This is a genomic window from Vibrio neptunius (assembly GCA_019339365.1).
In the GTDB taxonomy this organism is placed as follows: Bacteria; Pseudomonadota; Gammaproteobacteria; order Enterobacterales; family Vibrionaceae; genus Vibrio; species Vibrio neptunius.
Genome location: CP079860.1, coordinates 380083 through 404126, shown reverse-complemented (window position 1 = coordinate 404126; position 24044 = coordinate 380083). Strand labels below are relative to the sequence as shown.

Genomic DNA, 24044 nt, shown 5'->3' with positions numbered 1-24044 from the left:
AACTGTGGTTAAACGTCAGCCCGCATTACAGCGGGCTTTTTGATGACTGTGCACTGACCTGATTACGTCCACTCTCTTTCGCTATGTATAGGTGCTTGTCTGCTCTAGATAGGGCTTTGGCAAAATCATCATCTAGCCATTCCACAACACCAATACTTACTGTTATTTTTGAACCGTCGATTGAGCTGAGACTGGCAACCAGCTGAGCTTCAACTCGGCTGCGAATTTTCTCCGCTAAGCTGACGGCCTCTTCCAATTGAGTCTCTGGCAAGATTAGAGCAAATTCTTCGCCACCGAGACGACCAAAGATATCGGAGTCCCGAATTTCACTAGTAACTAAGGTACAGAAAGTTTTCAGTACCGAATCCCCGATGGCGTGGCCGTAGTTATCGTTAATCTGTTTGAAGTGATCTAGGTCCATCATACATATGCATGAGACGCTGTTGAGGCGTTGAATATCTTGGGCATGATTGACTAATGCACGACGATTGAGAATGCCAGTTAATGGATCTTCGCGAACTAGCTTAACCAACTGAGACTCTTTCGCTTTTATACTGTAAGCCATATCGGAAAACGCACTAAAGAGCTGGCCAATTTCATCATCTCTGACAGAGAAATCAGTTTTGGCTTTGCCCGTTTTGGAGAGGATTGAAATTCGCTGGCGCAGATCGATAATTGGTGAGGCAATATAGTGGGAAAGATAAAGAGTCAACGAGACAAACAAAAATAGAGCAATACACAGATAGAGAAAAACTTCGCGCATCAGCATCAAGTTGTTCGACTCGAGTTCGTCCATCGATACATAGACCACTAGGTTAATGCCTTTTTGATGATCTGGAATAGAAGGGTGGGTATTGTCTAATGAGATAAAATGGCTCTGAATATCCAACTCTATCGGTTGATTGATAAGTATCCCGTTGAGATCTTCCCTCATCTGCGGTTTATTGGTGGTATTGAGCCCTTTACTAGAGAGCGCATCGAGCGACAAATGGTTCGCTGCGGACAATGAACGTAGGCCTTGGTTCCGGATCATCAGCACATCTACGTGTTGAAGGTTACTTTGCATTAACGTACTTTTTATTTGATAAAGGTGGTCTTCAACAATAGTACGGTCGAGGATGGCGGTATAAAATCCGACGATTTTTTTATCGCATCCAATCAGAGGGCGAGAGTATAGGTAACTCTCGGTGTCGAATATCAGGCCGAGTTTTGAGATGGTCTCAGCATTAGCTAGGCTGATCACTTGGCGAGGCAGGCTTCGACCTTCTCGGATGTTAACGAGTAAATTGGTCAGTTCTCGGCTGGCCTGTGAGTTCACTTCGCCCCGTTTATTAAGCTCTAGCAGCTGATTGAGCGTATCTTTTTCCCTTCTAAGGTTTTCTGGGTAAGTCTTTTTCCACTCTTGATAAGAGGTGTGTAGCAGGGCCAGAACATGTTCAGGAAGAAGTATAAGCCCTTGGGTATTCTTACGCAGTACGTAGCGATTGCTGCTATTCGACGACAAGCTAAAGTGAGTGACGCGGCCTGACAAATCAGAAATAGCCAGTGCAGAAAAGCCGCTGGTGAAGCTCAAAGCGTCGGCGGCAGATAGAGATAAAGGTATATTTCCATCCTCGCAGGCGTTGATTTCACTACTGAGACGATCAAACTCGGTGAACTGACCTTGAACATAATGGCTAATTTCATTGGCTCCGAGTGAAACGGAAAGCTGGATAGACTGGTAAATATGGTCAACGGTGAGCTTCTCTCTCGCTTTGTAATAGACGTAGCTAAAGATCAGCAAAGAGATCGCAAGAGGCAGAAGAATGATGAAAATTTTTACGCTAAGTTTGTTCATTACCTAAGGTCTTTGATCCTCTGGTTTAATCGTTCCTAATCGCTCCACCACTTTCAGTTGTCCGTTAGTAAATTGGCCTAGATACATAGGTAATTCAAAGTGGTGGTCGTCTCTGAGTTTAATCGCCAACTCTCTTTCGTACAAAGTTAGCCCCGGGAGTTGGTTGATGACAGCTTCTTTATCCACTGAGCCTGATTTTTCTATCGCAGCTTTGAGCAAATAAATGAGGTCGTAGTGAGCTTTACTCGAATAGGTCACCACAACCTCAGAACCGTGGAAGGTTTTGTAGTCATTCACGAATTTTTGTAAAACAGGCTCATCGTTCTGACTAAAAAAGTGAAGAGCAGTGAGTACACCTTCCAAAGCCTCATTGTCCAGATTGGACAAATAGGTTTCATCGGCGGCAAAAGCGACGATTTGAATAGGTCGGCCAAAGTCAAAAGATGTCATCTGTGACAAGAAAGTAAAGCCATCGACACCCGGCAAGATGAGCATCAATGTTTCAGCACCGGAGTTTTTTATATGCTCGAATACGGAGGTGTAGTCTTTGACGCCAAATGGAGTGAATTCAATATCGGTGACGGTTCCCTGATTGAGCTTAACAGACTCAGCTATGCTGTCAGCCATACGATGAGGCCAGATATAGTCATAGCCGAAGATATAAAAGCTCTTACCCACGTTATCGATTAGGTAGGGGACAATAGGTTCAATGTAATGTTCTGGAATAGCGCTGTAGCATATCAGGTAGCGATTAAAATGGTGGCCTTCGTAATCGATACCGTAAAACAACGGAGTCTGGAATGTTTCCGCGACTTCTGCCATGGCATAGCGAGCGGCACTACTCACTGGACCAAACAGCGCGAATACGTCACTTTGCTGGACTAACTCACGGCTGTACTTTACGGTTTTCGCTGGGTCGGTCTGGTTGTCACGGATGATGAGTTCAATCTGCCTATTCAGCACCCCTCCATCAGTATTAATCTGATCGACAGCAAGCTGAACGCCCTTTAGTGCCTGTTGTCCATAAATGGCAAAAGTCCCTGTTAAAGGTAAAATCACACCGAGTTTTATATTGGGTTGTCGTGGAAGGCAGCTAGCCGTGAGCATCAAAACCGATACGACGAAGACGTGTTTCACGATAGGCCAAATCGATATCACCATAAGCTACCTAGAGAATCCTTTCTCACATTCTATTAATAAAAGTTTAAAAAGCGCATTTAGTAAAGGGCGCTTGCGGCGTACAGGCGACACTGAATGTGTCCAGTCATGGCACAGCCTTAATTAGCCTTTGCTGGTTTACGCCCTCTTGATGTCGATCTGCGTCGCTTCATCAAATACATGTTTTTATCCGCACGGGTAATCGCGGAAAACAGTTCACCTTTGGCACTTCCTGAAACACCATAGCTAAATTCAATTTCTGAGTTTGCAACGTAAGAGAGTAAACGTTCAATAAAATCACTGCTTCGTCCTGGCTGTACATAGGCGATAAATTCATCACCTCCGTATCGAACTAAATATTCGTTTTTGAGAATACAATGTGACAAATATCGCGCAAATAGGACGAGTAATGCGTCGCCATAATCATGGCCAAGTGTATCGTTGATCGATTTAAAATTATCAATATCCAGATAGATAACGTCGTAATCTTTTTCTGGAATCTTGCGCATGAACTTTCGATTATGAAGTTGAGTCAGATGATCTTTTTCTGATTCTTCTTTGAGTTTGAAATATAACGATGATACGCCAGATAGCATCAAAATATGAGCAATTAGCAGCGTTGTCGACGAAATTAGCAAAACTTCATCTTTATGAGCAGAACTAATAGCTGGCCATGATAGCTGACAATAGTTGATAAGTAGCTCAATGATCATCGAAATCATAGCTAATAAACATCCATACAGTATTTTATTGCTCACCTGGTGGCGCAATAACAGATAGGATATGTAGAGAAGAATTATTATTTTTGTCAGTTGTATGGCGAGGTCGAGTTCAGAAATCATTGTCATGTCTATCCAAAACAGCAAAGATGCTAACTTATTGTTTTTGAATTCCTTCTAGTATTTTAAGAATATCAAGCTTTGTTGTTTCACTGTGGCTGGAAGCTTCTATTATGATATTTGCCAATGTGTCGTCATCACAGTAGAAGTAAGCGACGGTTATCTCTAGTGCCGCAGATATGCGTTTTACAGTCGTGTAATCAGGAGCATGTTTACCAGTTTCGTATTGACTAATTCTAGCGCTTGCGCTTCCTGATTCCATCCCTAGTTTTTGCCCCAGCTCTTCCTGAGTGATACCTCTTTTCTTTCTTATGTCTCTTAGCCTTCTAGGTAATGGGCTAGTCATGCAGTGAGTACCTCCACTAACAAAGTAGAGTCATTTTAACCTTATAGTATTAGATATATTACTAAGGAATTTTTAGATTCTAAGTTTTTGGGTATATCTATCTAAAAAAGAAATGACTTTTTCACTGGTATCGACAGCTGTTCCATGAACTTTAGAATAATATTTTGTTAATTCGGGTTGTGGCTTAAGAGAGGGCTTATTATAGATGCTTTTCTTATTATTTATCCTAGCACTTTATTACTATTACCAATCTAGTTAATTGTGACTATTTTGATTGATAGGTAGGCAAAAATGCTCGCTTTAAAGCTGCGTTTATTTAAAGCGAGATTATATATTTGGAAGGAATATATTATTTTTTATGATCGGTTAAGCCTAAAGTACCAGATTGGTAAATTAAGCCATCGGGAATGTCTGAGCCGAGCAGTATTGGTCCGTCCAAGTCAACAATCTCCGCTCTCGTTGCGATGGGTAAGGCAGCCTTCATTGCCAACGAGGTTCCGAGCATACAGCCCACCATAATAGAAAATCCTTTCGCTCTGGCTTCTTGCTCCAACGCCAGTGCTTCTGTTAGGCCGCCCGATTTATCAAGTTTAATATTTATCATCTCATAGCATCCATCTAGGTTGGATAGGTCACTACGAACGTGGCAGCTTTCGTCGGCGCAGATAGGAATCGGATGTGGAACCTTCTTCAGTAGAGCATCGGAACCTTTGGGTACGGGCTGCTCTATCATAGTAATATCAAGCTGGTCTAACGATGAAAAAAAGCTCGTCGAGATCTTCATTGTGCCAGGCTTCATTGGCATCTAGGATAATTTTGCAACCAGGAACGGCAGCTCTGACGCCAGTTACCCTAGATACAATATCTTCGTGATCCAGTTTAACCTTGAGCAGAGTCGCCCCCTGAGCCACATAATCAGAAGCTTGTTGAGCCATCCTTGCAGGTGTGTCTATCGAGACCGTCATTGCAGTCTCTATTTTTGAGCGAATATCAAAGTAGGGGTATGGAAAGAGTAATCCGTCCGTCTTGGCGATCATGTCCCACAAAGCACAATCTAGCGCGTTTCTCGCTGCTCCAGCTGGCATTGCTTGCAGCGTCATTTTTGCTTCAGCGGGAGAAAGCGCCTGCAGTGTAGGAACCATTTGAGCGATTTGTTCCAATACCGATTCTACACTTTCGCCATATCTTGGATAAGGTGTACATTCTCCGATCGCAACATGGGAAAGATGGCGAATTTCGACTCGAACCACGTCACAATGTGTCCTTACTCCTCGCGAAATGGCAAAAGGCCTAGCGAGCGGAATAGACTGGCTGAATGCTATTATGTCCATGTTTGGCCTCACAGAGCTTTAATATGTGTGCAATGGCGTCAATACCGAATCTGACTGGGTCAGTGACCGGAACCTGATATTGCTCTTGCCAATCAGCACAAAGTGTCATGGCATCTTCTTCACTAAGTGCAGCGGTATTTAGGCTAATACCAGCCAGTTGAGTATTGGGATTGGTCAGTTGTGCAGCCGCGAGGTTAGCGTTTATTGTTGCTTCAATGGTCGGTAATTCACAATGGGGTAGATGGCGAATGTGAGGGCGGCCAATTTCGTGGCATAGCACCAAAGCATCTGCCTGCGCGCCGTGCAGTAAGCCGAGACTAACCCCTGCAAAAGAAGGATTGAACAGTGAACCTTGCCCTTCGATGATATCCCATTCGTGATCGGTAAATTCAGGACTGATTTTCTCTACTGCGCCGGAAATGAAATCTGCTACAACTGCATCAATCGAGATACCTTGTCCGTCGATCAAGATACCGGTTTGGCCTGTTGCTTTAAATTGTGCCGAGACATCAATTTTGTGTAGTGCTCTCTCCAACGCCAATGCGGTAAACATTTTACCGACAGAGCAATCCGTACCAACGGTTAAGAGACGTTTGCCTTTGCGTGGGGCACCATTGCCAACTTCTAGGTTTTGGTCAAAGTGGCGAACATCGTGAAGTTTAGTGATACCTTGTTTTTCAAGCTCAGCCAGCTTAGGGATATCTTTCAGTCGTTGATGCATGCCGGATGCTATTTCAAATCCCAGCTCTGCCGCCTGAATCAGACAAGCCCGCCAGTTCTCTGGTATGAGGCCGCCGGCATTGGCTGTGCCAATGACAAGTGTTTTTGCTCCCCTGTTTTTGGCTTCTTCTAGCGTGAGGTTCGTTAAGTTAAGAGTGACGGCGTCACATGATAAGCGCAATTCACCAATACAGTGTTCAGGTCGCCAAAGTGCAATACCTCGGCCCGTTTTGGCTGAAATAGGGTCAGTAACGTCGCCTAGAAAGAGTAAGTAAGGTTGAGCAATCGACATAAGCATCCTTGAATATCAGAGTGAGCAGATAAATACACTCTATTGAACTCAATGCCCGTTGCCGAATACCTATTTGTTGTTGAGGTATAACGTTAAGCTATACCCCTTGTTGAGCTGCCTGTTGAAGACGATCAGCGAACCACTTGGCAGAAACCGAAAGCGGATGATGCTGACAGTAAATCAGGGAGACATTGACCGGGAGCGATGGCATTAATGATGTGCATTGGATTTGCGGATACGATTGGTAATGCATGGCAGTCCAAGGGTCGATAATCGCATTTGCGGCACCATGCACGACCATTTCTGCAGCCACGTTATAGCTTCTAACGCTCACTTTAGGGAGAAAGTCTGGGGCGACGGAGTGAATGGACTGATGCAGTTGAAATCCAAGTGGGTCTCGGGTGTCGAGTCCAACCAGTGGTAGCGGGCTCTCTAGTAATTCCTCAATGGTGACCGAGTGCTGAATCGTCGTCTCTGCAGGGAGCAGTGCTTTCATTTCAGTATTGAGTATAGTTTCTTGGATAATGGACGAAACGCTCTCTTCTCCAAAACAAACCGCCACATCCAGCTCGTTTTTTATTAGACCATCAATCAGCTCATCTCGATTTGCAGTGCATACTTCTAAGGTGTAGTCGGTATTATTGCACACCTGAGCTATGATCGGAGCAAGAAAACCAGAAGCAAGTATCGGCGGCGATCCAATACGAAGGTGGTGCTGACCATGTTTGAGTTTGCTGGTTAGACTGCGAAACTGACCGAGCTGCTGGTATATCTTTTCTGCTTCCGCTATGAGTGACTGCGCTTCCTGAGTTGGAACCAGTCGACCTTTGATTCGATCAAATAGCATGAAACCCAATTGCTGTTCAGTATGAGCCAATACTCGGGTGATATTGGGCTGTGAAACATGAAGCTGCTTGGCTGCCCCCGACACTGTGCCTGCCTGCATGATGGCATAAAACACTTCTATCTGGCGTAGATTCACTTCCTTGCTTACCTGAGTAAATGAACAGATAGCGACTACTTTAAAGCAAATGGCTGAAGTTAAAAAGAATTAACCTAACTGGGTTGACCTGCCTATTTGTCTAGGCTTTACTGTGCGGCCCGATTTTGGCAGACAATAAAGAGGTGATGGATGGCGATTGGATTCGATTATGGAACGGCAAATTGTTCGGTAGCAGAGTTGAACAATGGTGCGATTAGACAAATTCCTCTGGACGGTGAAAGTTACTATGTTGCGTCAACGTTATCTGCCCCGACTGCGGAAGTCGTTTCTGAATATTTATTTCGCTGTCTTGATGTTGCTCCAGGAAGTGATATCAGTGAAAGTGTTTTGCGCCGGGCGATTAAGCTTAACCGAGAGGAAGGGCTAGAAGTTTGTTCTGATGACGTTCGATTTGGGCAGCAAGCTTTAGAGTCATATCTGGAAGACCCGAAGGATGTATATTACGTTAAATCACCAAAATCGTTTCTTGGTGTGACTGGCTTACGTGATATGCAGTTAGCTTTCTTCGAAGATTTGGTCTGTGCCATGATGGCCAATATTAGGGCTCGAGCAGAAATTACACTTAAAAAAGAGGTGTCGCAGACGGTCATTGGTCGCCCGATTAATTTTCTCGGGCGAGGGGGAAATGATTCGAATATACAAGCTGAAGGTATATTGCGCCGTGCTGCTCGCCGAGCTGGCTTCAAAGATATTGAGTTTCAGTTTGAGCCTCTGGCGGCAGGCTTAGACTATGAAGCTAGCCTCAAACAAAACAAAAATGTGCTGGTGGTGGATATTGGTGGTGGTACAACAGATTGCTCGTTTGTTCAGATGGGCCCAAGTTGGCGTGGAAAACAAGATAGAAGTGGCTCTTTGATTGCGCACTCTGGACAACGAATTGGCGGGAATGATCTAGACATTTTCACTGCCTTTAAATGCTTTATGCAGGAGTTTGGTATGGGGTCAACCAACCATTCAGGCTTAGATATACCCACCACTCAATTTTGGAACCCGATTGCAATCAATGATGTTCAGGCGCAGCGCAAGTTCTACGCACATGAAAACCTTAAGCAGCTCCGAACATTGCTGAAGGAAGCTCGTGAGCCAGAAAAACTGTCTCGACTCGTGCAGATGCACCTAGAAACTCTTGGTTACTCTGTGATCCGGGAAGCGGAGAAAACTAAGATAGCATTGGCTGATGCGCAGGTGTATGAAGCAAACTTGGATCTGCTTTCTGAAGTGTTTCCACTATCTGTGACTCGTGAGCAGATGGAAGAGGCCATTTTCAACCCAACTGAGAAAATCAAAGCGCTGGTCATCGAAGCGATTCAGCAAAGCAGCATCAAGCCTGATGTGATCTACATGACAGGGGGATCTGCCCGCTCACCGATCTTGGTGAATGCCGTTAGGTCAGTATTGCCTGAAACCCCTTTAGCCAGTGGAAATCATTTCGGCTCAGTGACCGCTGGTCTCGCTCGTTGGGCGGAAACGATATTCAGGTAAATGGAGTGTGCTGTCCATTGGATTGGTTGCATGTTGCATTTTTACTAGTGTTTATCCTGTCAATTCAACTGGAATTGACCTCAAAAACACTCTATTGATAGAGGTGTTTTTACGTTTTTCAAAATAGTTCCCTTTAAATTTCAAAAATTGTGACATTGATCGTGCCTATAGTGAATGCCTCGATTGCTATTGAAAATAGTAGCACTTTCATAGGGTTAAAATTTGTTCATATTTTTGTTGTTTGAGCAAATCCTAATAAATTGTATCGCTAAGCGTTTGGTTGCACTTCATTTTTAAATATTTCGTACTACGTTTTAATTGTTCGTGAAGCGTTGGCTGCAGTGGCCATGCACGAACAAAAGGTTACAACCCTAAACGGACGTTAAGTTATGAAAATTAAATTATTAGTCGCAGCTATTGCGGCAACAGCATGTGGTACTAACGCTTTCGCTGCAGAAATCTATAGCGGTGAAGGATCAACAATTTCTCTCGGTGGCTACGTAGATGTAGGTATCGGTGAGTATGACTCGGCGGATGAAGTTGAGGTACATGACGTATCACCTCGAATCAATATCGCAGGTACGCAAGATATCGGTCACGGTTTCACTGTTGATGCCAAAGGTGAATGGGCGTTGGACTACCTTGATGGTGGTGACACTTCTTTCACCACCCGTCTGGGCTACATTGGTGCAACACACGAACAATTTGGACGATTTGTTGTTGGTACGCAATGGTCACCATATTATGATATCGCTGGCGTTGCAGATTTACCTATCGCATTTGCCAACGACTTCTTGTATGAGGATCATAACAATCTTGGCACAGCACGTGGCGAAGACATGGTCAGTTACCGAAAAGCGATTGAGCTTGGTGACATGGGCAGTCTAAATCTTGGTTTGGCTTGGCAAGGTGAACACACAGATTCTGCAAATAGCAAGCTGTATGATGCACGCGGTCAGATTGCTCTATCAATGAATGTTTATGGTTTTAATTTAGGCTATTCATACAATGGTGGTGATGTTGCCAATGTAGACAGTCATTCTCACGTATTCGCTTTTAGCTCAGGATCTTATGGTGACGGCCTGTACTCTGCAGTTGTTTATGCGATGAACGAAAATATGAACCCAAGTAGTTCGCCACTTGCGGAAAGCGATCAGTATGAGATTTTACTTGCATACGCTCTTGGGAATGGTTGGAACTTAAGTGCTAACTACGAAGCAGTGGTTGATGATAAAGCAAGTAAAACTCAATACAGTCAGTCTGCTTTACAAGCTGAATACACCTTTACTCCTAAGTTTATGGGTTTCGCAGGTTATCAGTTTGATTTAGGTAATGACATTAATGTGAAAGAGGAAGATAAGTGGACTATCGGTGCGCGATACTTCCTGTAAATCAATAAAATCTACTGCCTCAACACGTACTTGTGTTAGCGCCTATCCAGTATTGAATAGGCGTTTTTCTGTTCTTTAGGCGACGAGCGTATCAAATATGGGGATTAGATCTTAGTTTCGATAAACGATGGGTTAACTCATCAACCTGTTGAATTAATATTGGAATTTTTATCAATGATCAGGGAAAGAGGCATGAATTCGGTTAAAGTTGGTGATAAAAGTATCTATCCAAGCAAAGTGATTTGCGTAGGGCGCAATTATCTTGAACACATCAAAGAGCTCAATAATTCAGTACCGGATGAAATGGTTGTGTTCAACAAACCGTCTTCTTCTATCTCTTCTCAGTTAATATCGCACCACGGTGAAACCTTACATTACGAGGGTGAGATCTGCTTTATCGTTCGTGAAGGTCAATTGAACGCAGTTGGGCTCGGATTGGACCTAACCAAACGCGAGTTGCAATCCAAACTTAAGAATAAAGGGTTGCCATGGGAGCGCGCGAAAGCGTTTGACGGCTCAGCGGTATTTAGCCGCTTTATTTCTTTAGATGGTATTGCCATTGAATCTCTGGAGATTGAACTGTTTATTAACTGTGTTCGTGTTCAAAAGGGTGCTGTCACCCAAATGATGTATCCGCCCTATACCATTCTTGAAGAGCTCAGAACGTATACCACTTTAAATGATGGCGATATCGTGATGACTGGCACCCCGCAAGGTGTTGGTGAAGTGCATACTGGTGATGTGTTCCTTGGGCGATTAAAAGCTGAAGGTAAAACGCTGATCGAAATTGAATGGTTAGCTCAATAACCCTTTACCTTTCCCCAAGGGAAAGGAGTAACCTCTGAATTTTGGTTAACTCAGAGGTCATTATTATGGGATGTTGTAATCAAGCACCAAAAGGCGGCACTACCCAGCTAGGTGTACTGGTCAAATGGGTCATGATACTAGGATGCGGTGTTTTGTTATTGGCTTTGATATTTGGCTAAAACAGCCGTAGGCCAACAAACACCAACATACTGGCTAAGGTCGTCAGTAACACATTGTTAGTTTTCCAAGCCAAGATTGCCGCCAATATTGCAGAAAGTAGGTACGGGTTATCTGGCGTAAGCCAAAGCTGTTTCTCAGGCATAAATACAATAGGAGCCCAGATTGCAGTCAAGACCGCAGGGCTTGAATAGTTGAGCAGTCGATGCGTTTTAGGGCTTAATCGCAACGGTAGTTTAGGCTCAAGAAATACATACCGGCTCAGAAAAACCAGTACTGTCATCGCTAGAATAGAGAGCATAACCATTATTTCGCTCCTCTTATTGTTTCGCAAATATAGCCCGCCACCATTCCGCACAGGCTGGCAATCATTAGCCCCGATTCAATGTTCAAATAGCTGCAGACTACTGAGACGAAAAGCGAGGTTAACACCGCCATTAATGTAGGTAAGTTTTTGATGTTTGGTGTGACAATGGCAATGAATGTCGCGGCGACCGCAAATTCCAATCCGAGCTCATTCATTGCTGGGATTTGACTGCCAGCAATGATACCCGCCAAGGTGGCGAGGTTCCAGCAAAGGTAAAAGCTGAGACCAGCACCGAGTGCGTACCAGCGGTTGAACTGCTGTTCAGATTGTTGCCCACATAACGCGAATAACTCATCCGTGAGCAGAAAACCTAACCCTAATCGCCATTTGAGTGGTAATGGGCTGACTTTACTGCGCATAGAAACGCTATATAAGAAATGGCGTGAAGTAATAAAGAAGGTGGCCAGCAGCATGGTGGTGAGTCCTGCTCCCACTTTTAACATACCAGTAGCCACAAGCTGTGCTGATCCTGCGAAAAGAATCGCTGATAGTGCTTGGCTTTCAGCAATGCTTAGCCCTGCATCAATGGCAAACGATCCTGCAAGTAGGCCCCAAGGAATAACGGCAATGCTCAGAGGCATCATCGCGAATACTCCTTGCATGAATAATCGTTGTTTACTTGGTATGTCAGTCGAATTCAAAGTCGTGCTACTCATAAAAATTTGATTGGTTGTTAAACTTGTCATCATTAATACACATGTCAAATCGTGTGCCTTGTATAAAATTGCGCTGTTAAATGCCTTTGGCATACTGCTTGGGTGTGACTCCTATCGCTCGTTTGAAGTGGCGATGAAAGTGGCTTTGATCGTGAAATCCGGATTCTTGGGCAACATCGGAGATCTTCATTCCCTGACGCAAGAGGCGTTTCGCGAATCGAAGTCGAGATTGGATTTGATAGGAATGTGGTGGCAACCCATATGCTTTCTGAAAGCTTCTCACAAGGTGGAATGGGCTTAATCCAGCAAGCTTGGACAGATCTTCCAATGTCACATTCGCCTGTGGAAAGTCATCGAGAAACTCCTTAACGATACCAATTTGTGTAGAGCCAGACGTTATCAAATCGCTTGATTGTCGGCTTTTGCTATGGCGAGCGATAAGTTTAACCAGCGTGCCGTAAACCAAGGTTTCTCTAAGTAGTTTATTGTCTGATTTTTCTAGTACTTCAAACACCAACCTTAACTGTTGTGCCATTTCAGGGTCGTATACAACAGGCTCTGGGAAGTAAGGGACAGATAACGAAGGGGTTAAGCCTGACGTTATCTGAGAGAATTGTTCTGGAAGAGGGTACATGGCCTTGTATTCCCATCCACCTTCAGTCGCCGTCTGGCCATTATGCACTTCATCCGCATTGACTAAAATAATGCTGTCTTGAGGCGCAATATGATTGCCTCCGGTTCGATAGAACTTTTGAGCGCCTTTTTCTATAACACCAATGGTAAAGCCTTCATGGCTGTGGCGAGAAAAGTTTTGGTGAGTGTATTTGGCGTCGAGTAATTCTAGACCACCAAGCTCAGACGCCAGATGAAAATGTACCGATTCTTTGCTTTTCTTTGTCACTGCTGCGACGTCCTGTTGTAAACACTCTCAGCAGTCTAGCTTATTAGTTTCAATTATTTTTGTACAAAATTGCTTTCTCTTTGAGAGACAGGAATGAATGTCATTTAGTTATATCTTTTGATTTATTCTCCTTCATTTGATTGATGCATCTAGTTATAGATCTCAAATTGCTATAAAATCCCGCACTTTCTCATTTGTTTAATATAATAAATATGATTGATATTTCGGTGCTTCCTGTTTATCTGACAGCGGTGGTGGCACTTTTATTACTGCCTGGGCCAGACATGCTGCTGATTGCCAGTTCGAGCATGAGCTATGGGCGTCGAGTGGGTGTGTTTGCCAGTTTGGGTAACGCGACATCCGGTGTAATTTTAACGCTGCTAGCTGCCGCAGGCGTCTCAGCCTTGGTGGCTATGAGCCCTTTAGCGCTCAAAGCGCTTCATCTTCTTGGCGGCGCGTACTTGTTAAAAATGGGCTGGGATTGTCTACGAGCGAATGACAGTGGGAATTCTGATTTGGAGCTGTCAAATACCGTCGCTGGGACTTTCTATCAGAGAGCACTGGTCAGTAATCTGCTTAACCCTAAAGCTTTGGTCTTTTTTGTTATGTTCTTACCTCAGTTTGTCTCGGTAAACATAGACGCATCATCTGGAGAACAAATGTTGGCATTGGGGTTGCTGCTCAATGTGCTAGGGCTGGCTTTCAACTTCTTGTTGGTGGCATTGGTGGGTACCTTGGGTAAACCACTGCTTGAAAACGCCAAATTCCGGACTTATCAGCATAAGTTTATGGGGCTGGTTTTTGCCATTCTGGCATTGTGGATGCTAAGCTCGTTTATCGCAGAGTTGTAACATGAGGCCAGCCATTGCTGGCCTTATTGGTTAAGAGGAAAGGAAACCGATGCACATAAGTTTTATGTTGAACCCGCCAAAGAACATTAAAGATGTTATCTACAATGGTCTGAAATCATTTAATCTCAAGCATTTCCCTGATGAAGAAATCGTGTCGCTGGCGTGCATTGCTGAGAATCAACAAGGTGATTTTGTCGGCGGATTAACGGGTGAAATTTTTACCAACACACTTTTTGTTGAATTTTTATGGGTAGATGAAGCCAATCGCTCTGCAGGCACGGGTTCTAGCTTAATGGCTAGAGTCGAACAAGAAGCCAAAGCTTATGGTGTAACGGATATTTATTTGGATACCTACTCGTTTCAGGCTGCGGAATTTTATCTCAAGCTTGGTTTTAAAGAAGTTGGACGTTACCAAGGTTTCCCAACGGCAGGCGTTGATAAGATTTTTTTACAAAAGAAAATTGTATCGTGAAGTTCTGACATTACACTAACATTTACTTTTGCCGCATACCCATAATGGAGCGGTTTTAATCCTCGGGTTTTACAGAGTTAATGATCAAGCGTTTAAAATCTGCAGTGATGGCAAGAATTACCCTACTTTTAGTTGGGTGGGTTTTTGCTGTCTGCTTTATGCAGAACACCAGCATCATTAGCATCTGCTCGTTTAAGCAGTCTGCTCTTACCGAGACCATTCAGCTCACCGACGACAGTGGTGGCATTCAAAAACAATGTGACCTGACAGAAAAACTGCTCAGCAGTGCCAAGGTGAATCTTGATAACATGATGGTACCGATGTTTTTGTTCATTGTGGTCATCGTTGCCTGGCTGGTTCGAAGTCGACCAGAAGCCCCATCCTTTACCGAACCTATCGTCCCCAAATCTAGGGTTCACCTCACATTGTGTGTTTTCAGAGAATAAATTCAGTTATGTGTTTCTGACTTCGGTCAGAGGATTTAATACGTCTTTTATATCAACCATTTTAAAATGGTGACTATTTTGGAAATACACATGAGAAGTTTATTAAAAGGCATGGCCATGAGTGCAATCTCTCTATGGTTTGCATTGAGTACCTTGCTATTTACAAGCCAAGCCTTTGCAGAAGTCGATACTGGCTGGATGACCAAACAGGAACATCCGCCGCTCAAAACTCGCTTTGTTCTAACGGGTCAGGCTGATGCAGCGAGTAAAACCGTTGAAGGTTATCTAGAAGTTGAACTGGATGGCGACTGGAAGACCTACTGGCGCAGCCCAGGAGAAGGTGGCATTGCCCCCTCTATTGATTGGGGAGAGTCGACCAATCTTGAAAACGTAGAGTGGCATTGGCCTTACCCGGAACAGTTCAGTTTGCTTGGCATTCATACACTGGGCTACAAAGATAAAACCGTGATTCCTATGACGTTGGCAGTCAAGGATTTTGCTCAACCAGTGGTATTGGATGCCAAGCTAACGATGTCGTCCTGTACCACGATTTGCGTGCTCACGGATTACCCATTTTCACTCGCTTTCACCCCTAGTGAGCTGATGATCAATCAAGACGCACTTTATACGCATGCTCAAGCCATCAGTCAGGTGCCTAAGTCTTCGCCTTTGCTGTCGAATGCAAAAGCAACTTGGGATGCGAATACCAATGTTCTTCAAGTTCAGTTGACCAAAGCGCTTGGTTGGCAGGAACCAGAATTTATTGTCGATGGGCATTCGGATGATGCAAAGGAATACAGCTACAAACTGACTGGCTATAGTGTCGATGGAGATACAGTTACGGCAACGTTTGATGTGTCGAGTTGGTTAGGCGACATCAGCTTCATTGATCAGAGTATTTTCGTCACGGTTCAAGACAACAACTTTCTGGCTGAACACGATGTTACGGTCTCAAATGGGATAGTGACCAAGACCGATATATCTTTATTGCAGATGATTGGCTTTGCTCTGTTTGGCGGTTTGATTCTCAACGTCATGCCGTGTGTTCTACCTGTCTTGGGGATGAAGCTCAGCAGTATTGTGGCAGTTCAAGGTGTTGAACGACGCCAAATTCGCTGGCAATTTCTCGCGTCTTCGGCCGGTATTCTGACTTCATTCTGGTTGCTGGCTGGTTTCCTGCTGATACTTAAGCTGACCGGAAATGCAGTGGGTTGGGGGATTCAGTTCCAAAGCGGTTGGTTTATTGCCATTATGGTGCTGGTCACCAGTCTGTTCGGTGCCAATATGTTGGGACTGTTCGAGATCCGCCTGTCTTCAAAAACCAATACTTGGGCTGCATCAAAAGGCGACAATTCCTATGCCGGACACTTTACCCAAGGTATGTTTGCTACCTTGCTTGCCACTCCGTGTTCTGCCCCGTTCTTAGGAACGGCAGTCGCTTTTGCATTGGCCGCTAGCTCACTGGAGCTATTTACGATCTTTACTGCCTTAGCTGTAGGGATGGCGTTTCCTTGGATTGGTGTGGCACTTTTCCCAAGTATTGCAAAACGGCTGCCGAAACCAGGCGCATGGATGAATAAGCTCAAACTCTTATTTGGCGTCATGATGCTGGCGACTAGTATTTGGCTACTCACATTACTCAATAACCACATTCCTCCCTTCTGGACGCTGCTTATTGCCTTAGTGGCATTTGTTGCCCTACTGATCCGTGTGAAAAAGGTGTATGGCGATAAAGCCATGGCGATTTCAGGTGGTGGAACTGTGCTCTTGATAGCGGGCGGTTTTGCTTTAGCGAGTATGACGACAGATCACTGGGCCACCCCCTTGCCAGATGATTTGGTTTGGGAGCGCTTATCTAATGAGCGCATTGAGCAAGCTGTGAGTCAAGGCCAAACGGTGTTTGTTAACGTGACGGCAGATTGGTGTGTCACTTGTAAAGCGAACAAAATTGGCGTCATTCTTCAGGATCCTGTCTATTCGGCACTGAAGCCCCCATCGGTCACTCTGATTGAAGGGGATTGGACGCATCCAGATGGCTTAGTCACGGATTACCTGCGCGCTAATGGCCGATTTGGTGTGCCGTTTAATATTGTCTATGGGCCAAGTGCTCCTGAAGGCATTCCATTGCCTATTATCTTATCAAGTGAGGCTGTAATGGAAGCTATTGTAACCGCTGGGGGAGGGAACAGTTAGTGAAACGTTCTCTGCGTTACTGGCTTAAAGAGATTTTGATTCTGGTGATATTGGCCATTGCGATTTCTGTGGCGATGGATTGGTTTCGTAGCCAGAGCTTACCGACTGAATCGGCGCCACCTATCACGGGTGTCACTCTTGATGGAGAGTCGGTGGATGTGATTGCCATGAGCTATGAGCAGCCAGTGATGGTCTATTTCTGGGCGACTTGGTGTCCTGCGTGTAAGTTTGTCAGCCCAACGGTTGACTGGTTGAGTCAGTACTATCCGGTCATCGGTGTCGCTGGCTCGTCAGGAACTTCCGCTCGAGTTCGCCAGTTTATGCAGGCTCAAGAGTATCAATTTAGCAATATTAATGATGAAAGAGGGGAGATATTCCATCGTTGGAATATCTCCGTAACCCCAACCATTTTCATAATCAAAGATGGCAAGGTGGAAAGCATTACAACAGGCATCATCACACCACCTGGTATGTTAGCCAGACTTTGGTTAAATCAGTAGGAACGATACAGTGATTAAGAAATTAACAATAGCATTGGCGATGGGCGTTATGGCGTTATCGCCTCTGGCTCAAGCTCAAAATCAGGACGAGAAAATCAACGAAATTGTCGAGATGCTAAAAGCCAATCCAAGTATCGTCGATGGACTTCATGAAAGTTTGGGCATGTACGTTAAGCAACAGCAACAATTTGATCAGTTGCTATCGAGCAGCCAAGCGTATATCAACGACCCTAAGCACACCTCTATTGGGGCAGAAAATGCGGAATTAACCTTGGTTAACGTGACGGATTACAGCTGTCCTTATTGTAAGAAGCTAGATCTTGAATTGCAGAAGTTGGTAAAGGACTACCCGAAAATCAAAGTCGTTAACTTGTATGTTCCGCTGAAAGAAGGTTCTTCGAGTGTTAACTCGGCGGGTTATGCTTTGAATGTGTGGCAAAATGCACGTGACAAGTACCCTCAAGTTCACGAGTTGTTAGTGGCGAAACCAGGGACCCACGATGCGATTTCTCTGGCTAAAATTGCCAAGAAAACAGGTACAGAACAGTACCTGAACAACCCTGAAGACATTGCAAAGCAGTTGGAAAACAATTACGCGTTGTTCAATGGCTTCGGTTTGCGTGGAACGCCTGCTTTGATTGTTGGCGAGAGCGTGATCCCAGGTTATGTGCCTTACGATAAACTGGAAGAAATCGTCGAAAAACAATTGTAATGAAAAAGGAACACTCCCTCATTGCGAGGGAGTGTTCGCTTACTCGCTAGTCATCTGAGCGTTTACGTTTTACGGCAGGGATAGCAAAAGCCCAGTGAGCGATGAGTAGACAAAGTAAGAAATAGATAGTCGTTGCTGGTGCTTGTAGTGGGAAATCAACGCTCATGTGGATCAGCATCCCCAATATAGCCATAAAAGCCCCGAGCCCCGCTCCTTTCATCTGACGGCTGCGTCGATTTCGAAAAGCTTGCATTGACTTAAGCAGAGCGGCGACAACAGCCACTGCCAGTATTGATGTACCAATCAGACCATACTCGAAGACAAACTGGATATAGTCATTGTGGGCGTGATCGTAAAAGAGTTGAATTTTTCCGTTATTGTAGGCCTGAAACGACGAGTAAAAACTGCCACCACCTAAGCCAACCCAGGGCTGTTGTTGGATGGCTTCAAAAGCTGCATATATCACATCATCTCTTGATTCATTACTCAGACTAGTCTCGACTAAACGTTGTTTCACTTTGTCTAAGCCAAACCATGTGCTGACAATCAAAGTATCAATCGCAAACAGGCTGGCAATAAGTACATACATGCTTTTGGGTTTGTTTTTAAAAAGCAGCAGTAGAAGCAAGCAGCCCGTAGTCAGAGCGATAAAAAATGCCACATTTCCCATCCGAGAGCGGGTTAAAACCAGAGCGATAACCATAATGATCAAGCCCAAACGAATGAAAGCTTTGTCAGATAGGAACACGGCAAAAAACCGTTGCGCAGAAAGACGAATACTTTGTTTCTGATTATCTTGCAATTGTGAGATCAGTAGTCCAAAGCCAATGCACAGGTTGATCAGCAGGAAGTTGGCCAAGTGGTTATGGTAAACAAAGCTCCCCGAAGCTCTGTGACCGACGGGTAAATCCAATATAGGAGACAGAGGGAGATCGAGCAGTTGAATAACACCCGCGTAAAAACCCTGACATACACCACTGCTCACCATGACGAGAGTCAGGGCTTTGAGTCGCGACATACTAGTTATGACAACCGATGCAACTAAACACAACTGTAAATAATGTAGCGTTTTAACCGATGAGACGATCGCCAGTCCAGTGTCCTCAAAAGAGCCAAAAGGAAGTAGAGGCTGGATAAAACTCCACAGAGTAAAAAGAGCTAATGGCACTATCACCCATCGGGTTCGTTTTAAATAATGCAGCCAATGATCACTGGAGTAACTAATCACGCAGAGAAGCAACAACGCAGCGATAAGGAATTCATTGATCGACCAGGCCCATGGACGGTTTCCGCCTAAAGGGATAGGGAGCCAAAACACAAACAGAAGGAAAAAAGGGTAAATCAGTCTTTCAAGCAAACTTGTCATAAAAAGCACAAAAAAAAGGGCAGGCTCAAGGCCTGCCTTAGTCAAATATCCACAACTTAATTCGGAGAGGCTGTACCACCGCCACTACCATTGCCAGTTCCCAATGCGGTCGTTGCGCCTGGGTTAACCGCTAAAGGTGGAGCAGTGGCAATACCCGCTGCGGTTGGTTCACTGATCAAGGCCGGGTCAGCGCCACCTGAAATAGCTGCAATCAGAATATCGGTCGGGTCGAGAAGGCCGAGCTTTGCAACTTCATCAACAATATCTTGCGCGTGCTCTGGAGCAGCGAGAACCGCTTGTTGGATAAGCTGATCGTAGGCCTCGGGATTTGCGTGGCTGACGACAATAGCGGTTGCTTTAGCCATTTGCTCCGGTGCCAATACTTGACTGGCAGCGTCGAGTACAGCGAGGCTCTCATTGGAATGTGCTTGTGATGCGATAGAGAGTATATCGGTTGACTGATCAGGACAGCTAGAAAGTAAGCTGACTAGTGTCGACGTGACGTCAGTAGCGTTTTCTATTGATGCTTGAATGGCATCTGCATCTGAACAAGTAACATCAGGTGCTTTCTCAGCCATACTGTGTGCTGAAAACACTATGCTGGTTATCAATACCCATGCTTTGTAATTCATTATGTTAGTTCCCGAATACTCTTAATGAGCCCATAGTACTGCCAGTATATGGACTGGTTTAGATTTATCGATAAATATTATCTTAACATTCTGTTTTTCTTAAAAATGATTCAACGCTGCGCTCATATCTGAAACACTTATACCTTGAGGTAGCGACATGAGCCGATAGAAGCGTAATCGATATCGGGCATTTGCTTCATTATGATACAAGCGAAACGAAATTTACTGCTTTTTGTTAGGTAGTCACGGAATGATTGTCGGACATCTTTATGCTTGATCGCTCTGTAAATGTGGGGCATCGCAAGCTTACGTTCTTGGGGCGTAAACTGTTGCCAATGGGATAAGGCCAAAGTCGCGATTTTCAAGTTGACCTGAGGTACGAAAGGGCCTTTTTGATCAGCTTTGCGTAGGTAGAGTTCACGGCTTTCACCTTGCATTTGAGTTTCTAGCGTTGCCAAGTTGACCCAAGTGTTCGGCCAGTTTGGCCTCAGTTCTGCGCTGTTAAGATAGGCGCTTTTCGCTAACTTCAAGTAAGCCTCTTTATCGAGGCTATCACTAATGTAAGCTTTCCACTCGTACACTTTTCCTTGTAAGTCGAAATAGTGCGGATGCGATGGATGATGTGTGAGGCCTGCGCTGATAAGTTTTTCAGCACTTTCTATGTCGCTGAATGAGGGCTTTTTGTTGGACGCATTCCATTGCTCAATCTGGTTCGATACCGCTTTGGCGTAGAGTGACGCTACGCCAAAGTGATACGATAGGTAAAGAACACAGATGGCGGAAAATGCCAGTCCTAGTTTGAATAATGAAGCTGCTGCTCGCTTTCTCATTACACGTTCTCGACCCCGTAATAAGACTGATATTGTTTGTAGCCGCTGTACGCTGATGCCTTCTTTACGTTAAGTTTGTTGAGAATGACACCGTCGATTCTAGTCCCTTGCTGGGCCAGCTTTCCTACCACATCGCGTACCGTCTTGGTTCGGGTATGAGACGCATTAATCACGATAACCGCAGAATCAACATAGCGAGACAGCATAAATGCGTCGCTAACCGCGAGACAAGGAGGGGTATCGATGATGATACGATCGTATTTCGTTTTTAGCTGCTCAATAAAATCGGTGAACCCTGAAGAGGAAATCAGTTCAAGAGGATTATTGGTGTATGTGCCAGCAGCAAGTACATCCAGCTCTGATTCTTCATCCCGATATATGCAATCCTCTATGACGTGAGTTTTGGTTAGGACATTTGTGACTCCAGGCTGTGCTGACGGTAGACCAAAGCGGCGAGCAACAGCGGGTTTCCTCAAATCGCAGTCGATTAACAACGTCTTTTCCATCTGGGCAAGAGAAAGAGCAAGGTTGAGCGCCGATGTTGTTTTGCCTTCGTCAGGTTGTGATGAAGTCACCATGAGGACAGAGCTCGATTTATTCGAGTTTGCTAGCAAGTACCCAGTACGGACTGTTCGTATGGCTTCTGTTAACTGGCGATTGCGCTCATCGAAATAGGCTTTGCCATCTAACGGTCGCTTAGTTTTTAGTGACGGTACAATACCAAGGATCTCCAGAGAGAGCTGTTTAGAGACTTGCTTAATATCTGTGAACGTATCGTTCACCGCATCAGCGACAAACGCCATCACACAACCAAAACTTAGCGATGCCAAAAAGGCCAGGATTACAATCATCTTGCGATTTGGCTTACTTGGCGCAAGTGGAGGGCTAGCATAGTCAGTAAAGCGCGCAATATTGGCATTAAAATCACTCGATGCACTGGTTTCTTTCTGACGACTTAAGAATAAATCAAACAGCTCTCGGTTGGTTTGTACTTCCCGTTTAAGCTCTGAATACTTGGCGTTTTTAACCGTCAGGTCCTGAAACTCAACTTTGCGGTTTTCGAGCTCGCTGCGGATCGTCTTTTCGGCTTGTTTTGCTGCTTTGAGTTCATTGTTGATGCCGTTTAGAAGCTGGTTTAACTCCGAACTGAGATTTTTCTTCACAGACTCTAACTCAGCCATCGCCGCTTTGAGTTTTGGGTGCTTAGGGCCGTAACGTTTCGAAAGCTCGGAGACTTTCCGCTCTGCTTGAACTTCCGCTACTTTAACATCACGAATCGTCGGGTGATTGGAAATCTCCGGGACGGAAGCGAGGGCAGAGAGTTGACTGGAGTCAGATTTATAGTTTCTGGCTACCTGATACAAGGTTTCCGCGGCGACACGTCTATCACGGGCTTTGTTAAGCTGAGAGGTGAGTTCTGCCAGCTCTTGAGAAGCAAGGCTTTCAACGCCTTGAATATCAACCAATCCTTCGGCTTGTAAGAAAGCTTGCAGTTGTGCTTCGGATTGACGTAATTTTTCGCGTAAATCGCCAATACGCTCATTTAGCCAGCTTGACGCCTGCTGAGTGACCTCAATTTTCGCTTCAATATTGCTGTCCATGAAAACGCGTCCGATTTCATTGGCAATTTGCGCAGATAGCTCAGGGTCTTTGCTGGTATAAGAGATTTGTACTAGCTGAGTTTTTCGAATTGGATTGATGGCCAAACCACGTTTGAATTTGTATAAAACCAGCTTGTTTCGCGCGTATTCAGACTTGCCAATATCTTGTTCTGGAAGGGACTTCCTAAATGCTTGCAACACAGGAAACCACTCAATTAAACGGTCTTTTAAAGAAGCTTCAGTCTTCTCTTTAGAGCGAGGATCAAATTCTGGATGGTTGGCGAGGTCCAAACGACGGATGACTTCTTCAGAGACGCGATCAGATTTGAGAATCTCAATCTGTGTTAAATAATATTCTTGGCTTTTGGTATCCAAGCCGTAAAAGTCTTCTATCGAGATAATATTGGCTTGTTGGGACTCAATCAACAAAGTCGCTCTGGCGGTATATTTTGACGGCAGAGACAAGACAACCAGCACTGTGATGGCCGTTACCAATAAAGCGAAAATAGCAATACGCCACTTATAGTTAAGTAGCACTTTGAAATATTGGCGGATATCAATGAGCTCTTCTTTGCTCACCGGAGGATTCTGGGTATTTTCCATAATATTCAATTAAAAGAAGCTTTCTTCCACAGTGATGATGTCACCTGGTTGGATTCGATGAAGTAGGGAAACACGGGCCGGTTTTGCGTTAGGCTGATCGCTGGACGAAACAAAAATTTTGGTTTTTGAAGCGCGCTCAGTAAAACCTCCAGCTATGGTAATCGCTTGATTGACCGTTAGCCCGGGATGAAATGGATAGCCGCCTGAAGTCATGACTTCACCATTGATAAAGTAAGGACGATACTCAACCACACTGACGTAAACATTTGGATTGACTAAATAGCCATCCAGTAAACCATCATGGATCGATTCCTTTACCTCTCGAAGCGTACGGCCCTTGAGTGCAATACTGCCTAAGAAAGGATAATCCATTGAACCGCTGTCGCTAACGCGAGTTTCGAGTGACAGTTCAGGTTCATCATAAACCTGAACTTTGATCAGATCGCCAACACCAAGATGATACAGATCATCATTAGCGATAACTTGAAATGAAAGGCACAGCAGAAGAATTGAAAATAGACACTTCATGAG

General features: G+C 44.7%; 23 protein-coding genes and 1 pseudogene. 9 read left to right on the top strand and 15 right to left on the bottom strand.

The window, feature by feature from the left end; translation table 11 throughout:
- Positions 1-25: 25 nt before the first annotated feature.
- From KW548_18550 to KW548_18520, 7 genes and pseudogenes are all read right to left on the bottom strand, one after another.
- Positions 26-1837, bottom strand: a complete 1812-nt coding sequence (locus KW548_18550) for a diguanylate cyclase (GenBank protein ID QXX09089.1) — start codon at positions 1835-1837, stop codon at positions 26-28.
- Positions 1838-1840: 3 nt separating this feature from the next.
- Positions 1841-2998 (bottom strand): substrate-binding protein, encoded by a 1158-nt coding sequence (locus KW548_18545; GenBank protein ID QXX09088.1) that lies wholly within the window; start codon positions 2996-2998, stop codon positions 1841-1843.
- A 116-nt stretch (positions 2999-3114) separates the two neighbouring features.
- Positions 3115-3837 (bottom strand): GGDEF domain-containing protein, encoded by a 723-nt coding sequence (locus tag KW548_18540; GenBank protein QXX09459.1) that lies wholly within the window; start codon positions 3835-3837, stop codon positions 3115-3117.
- Between the two features lie 34 nt (positions 3838-3871).
- On the bottom strand, positions 3872-4180 hold the full coding sequence (locus KW548_18535) for a helix-turn-helix domain-containing protein (GenBank protein QXX09087.1): 309 nt from the start codon (positions 4178-4180) through the stop codon (positions 3872-3874).
- A gap of 349 nt (positions 4181-4529) precedes the next feature.
- Positions 4530-5511: pseudogene (gene ycjG, locus KW548_18530) on the bottom strand (L-Ala-D/L-Glu epimerase).
- The gene (locus KW548_18525) at positions 5471-6523 is read right to left on the bottom strand and encodes a DUF1611 domain-containing protein (GenBank protein QXX09086.1); all 1053 of its coding nucleotides are present in this window, start codon (positions 6521-6523) and stop codon (positions 5471-5473) included. Before KW548_18525 ends, ycjG begins: the two are co-directional and overlap by 41 nt.
- Before the next feature lie 97 nt (positions 6524-6620).
- Positions 6621-7505: a LysR family transcriptional regulator gene (locus KW548_18520; protein ID QXX09085.1), complete on the bottom strand. Its 885-nt coding sequence runs from the start codon at positions 7503-7505 to the stop codon at positions 6621-6623.
- A 150-nt stretch (positions 7506-7655) separates the two neighbouring features.
- Here KW548_18520 and yegD point away from each other — a divergent pair, with 150 nt between their 5' ends.
- The 3 genes from yegD to KW548_18505 all read left to right on the top strand — a co-directional run bounded on the left by yegD (position 7656) and on the right by KW548_18505 (position 11206).
- Entirely contained in the window at positions 7656-9008 is a 1353-nt protein-coding gene (gene yegD, locus KW548_18515; protein QXX09084.1) for a molecular chaperone, read from the top strand.
- A gap of 389 nt (positions 9009-9397) precedes the next feature.
- The gene (locus KW548_18510; GenBank protein ID QXX09083.1) at positions 9398-10399 is read left to right on the top strand and encodes a porin; all 1002 of its coding nucleotides are present in this window, start codon (positions 9398-9400) and stop codon (positions 10397-10399) included.
- A gap of 192 nt (positions 10400-10591) precedes the next feature.
- A complete protein-coding gene (locus KW548_18505) occupies positions 10592-11206 on the top strand; it encodes a fumarylacetoacetate hydrolase family protein (GenBank protein ID QXX09082.1) in 615 nt (204 codons plus the stop codon).
- Positions 11207-11381: 175 nt separating this feature from the next.
- On the opposite strand, the gene KW548_18500 is transcribed toward KW548_18505, so the two are convergent.
- The 3 genes from KW548_18500 to KW548_18490 all read right to left on the bottom strand — a co-directional run bounded on the left by KW548_18500 (position 11382) and on the right by KW548_18490 (position 13307).
- Complete coding sequence (locus tag KW548_18500) at positions 11382-11690, bottom strand: AzlD domain-containing protein (protein ID QXX09081.1); 309 nt, start codon at positions 11688-11690, stop codon at positions 11382-11384.
- Complete coding sequence (locus KW548_18495; GenBank protein QXX09080.1) at positions 11690-12406, bottom strand: AzlC family ABC transporter permease; 717 nt, start codon at positions 12404-12406, stop codon at positions 11690-11692. The genes KW548_18500 and KW548_18495 overlap by 1 nt, the downstream gene beginning before the upstream one ends.
- A gap of 76 nt (positions 12407-12482) precedes the next feature.
- Entirely contained in the window at positions 12483-13307 is an 825-nt protein-coding gene (locus KW548_18490) for an AraC family transcriptional regulator (GenBank protein QXX09079.1), read from the bottom strand.
- Positions 13308-13519: 212 nt separating this feature from the next.
- Between KW548_18490 and KW548_18485 the strand changes: the two genes are divergently transcribed.
- The 6 genes from KW548_18485 (at position 13520) to KW548_18460 (ending at position 18481) form a co-directional block, all read left to right on the top strand.
- On the top strand, positions 13520-14158 hold the full coding sequence (locus KW548_18485; protein ID QXX09078.1) for a LysE family translocator: 639 nt from the start codon (positions 13520-13522) through the stop codon (positions 14156-14158).
- Between the two features lie 49 nt (positions 14159-14207).
- Positions 14208-14630 (top strand): GNAT family N-acetyltransferase, encoded by a 423-nt coding sequence (locus tag KW548_18480; GenBank protein ID QXX09077.1) that lies wholly within the window; start codon positions 14208-14210, stop codon positions 14628-14630.
- 80 nt (positions 14631-14710) lie between these two features.
- Positions 14711-15076, top strand: a complete 366-nt coding sequence (locus KW548_18475) for a hypothetical protein (GenBank protein QXX09076.1) — start codon at positions 14711-14713, stop codon at positions 15074-15076.
- Between the two features lie 90 nt (positions 15077-15166).
- A complete protein-coding gene (locus KW548_18470) occupies positions 15167-17269 on the top strand; it encodes a thioredoxin family protein (protein QXX09075.1) in 2103 nt (700 codons plus the stop codon).
- Positions 17269-17769 carry a redoxin domain-containing protein gene (locus KW548_18465; GenBank protein QXX09074.1) on the top strand — a complete coding sequence of 167 codons (501 nt, stop codon included), beginning with the start codon at positions 17269-17271 and terminating at the stop codon, positions 17767-17769. The genes KW548_18470 and KW548_18465 overlap by 1 nt, the downstream gene beginning before the upstream one ends.
- Positions 17770-17779: 10 nt before the next feature.
- On the top strand, positions 17780-18481 hold the full coding sequence (locus tag KW548_18460; GenBank protein QXX09073.1) for a DsbA family protein: 702 nt from the start codon (positions 17780-17782) through the stop codon (positions 18479-18481).
- Between the two features lie 46 nt (positions 18482-18527).
- Here the strand turns inward: KW548_18460 and KW548_18455 are convergent, their stop codons facing one another.
- The 5 genes from KW548_18455 to vpsN form a co-directional block, all read right to left on the bottom strand.
- Positions 18528-19847 (bottom strand): O-antigen ligase family protein, encoded by a 1320-nt coding sequence (locus tag KW548_18455; GenBank protein ID QXX09072.1) that lies wholly within the window; start codon positions 19845-19847, stop codon positions 18528-18530.
- Between the two features lie 56 nt (positions 19848-19903).
- Positions 19904-20479, bottom strand: a complete 576-nt coding sequence (locus tag KW548_18450; GenBank protein ID QXX09071.1) for a hypothetical protein — start codon at positions 20477-20479, stop codon at positions 19904-19906.
- 137 nt (positions 20480-20616) lie between these two features.
- Entirely contained in the window at positions 20617-21309 is a 693-nt protein-coding gene (locus tag KW548_18445; GenBank protein ID QXX09070.1) for a VpsP family polysaccharide biosynthesis protein, read from the bottom strand.
- Positions 21309-23513, bottom strand: a complete 2205-nt coding sequence (vpsO, locus tag KW548_18440; GenBank protein ID QXX09069.1) for an exopolysaccharide regulatory tyrosine autokinase VpsO — start codon at positions 23511-23513, stop codon at positions 21309-21311. Before vpsO ends, KW548_18445 begins: the two co-directional genes overlap by 1 nt.
- Positions 23514-23522: 9 nt before the next feature.
- Positions 23523-24041 (bottom strand): exopolysaccharide export protein VpsN, encoded by a 519-nt coding sequence (vpsN, locus tag KW548_18435; protein ID QXX09068.1) that lies wholly within the window; start codon positions 24039-24041, stop codon positions 23523-23525.
- Positions 24042-24044: the final 3 nt, after the last annotated feature.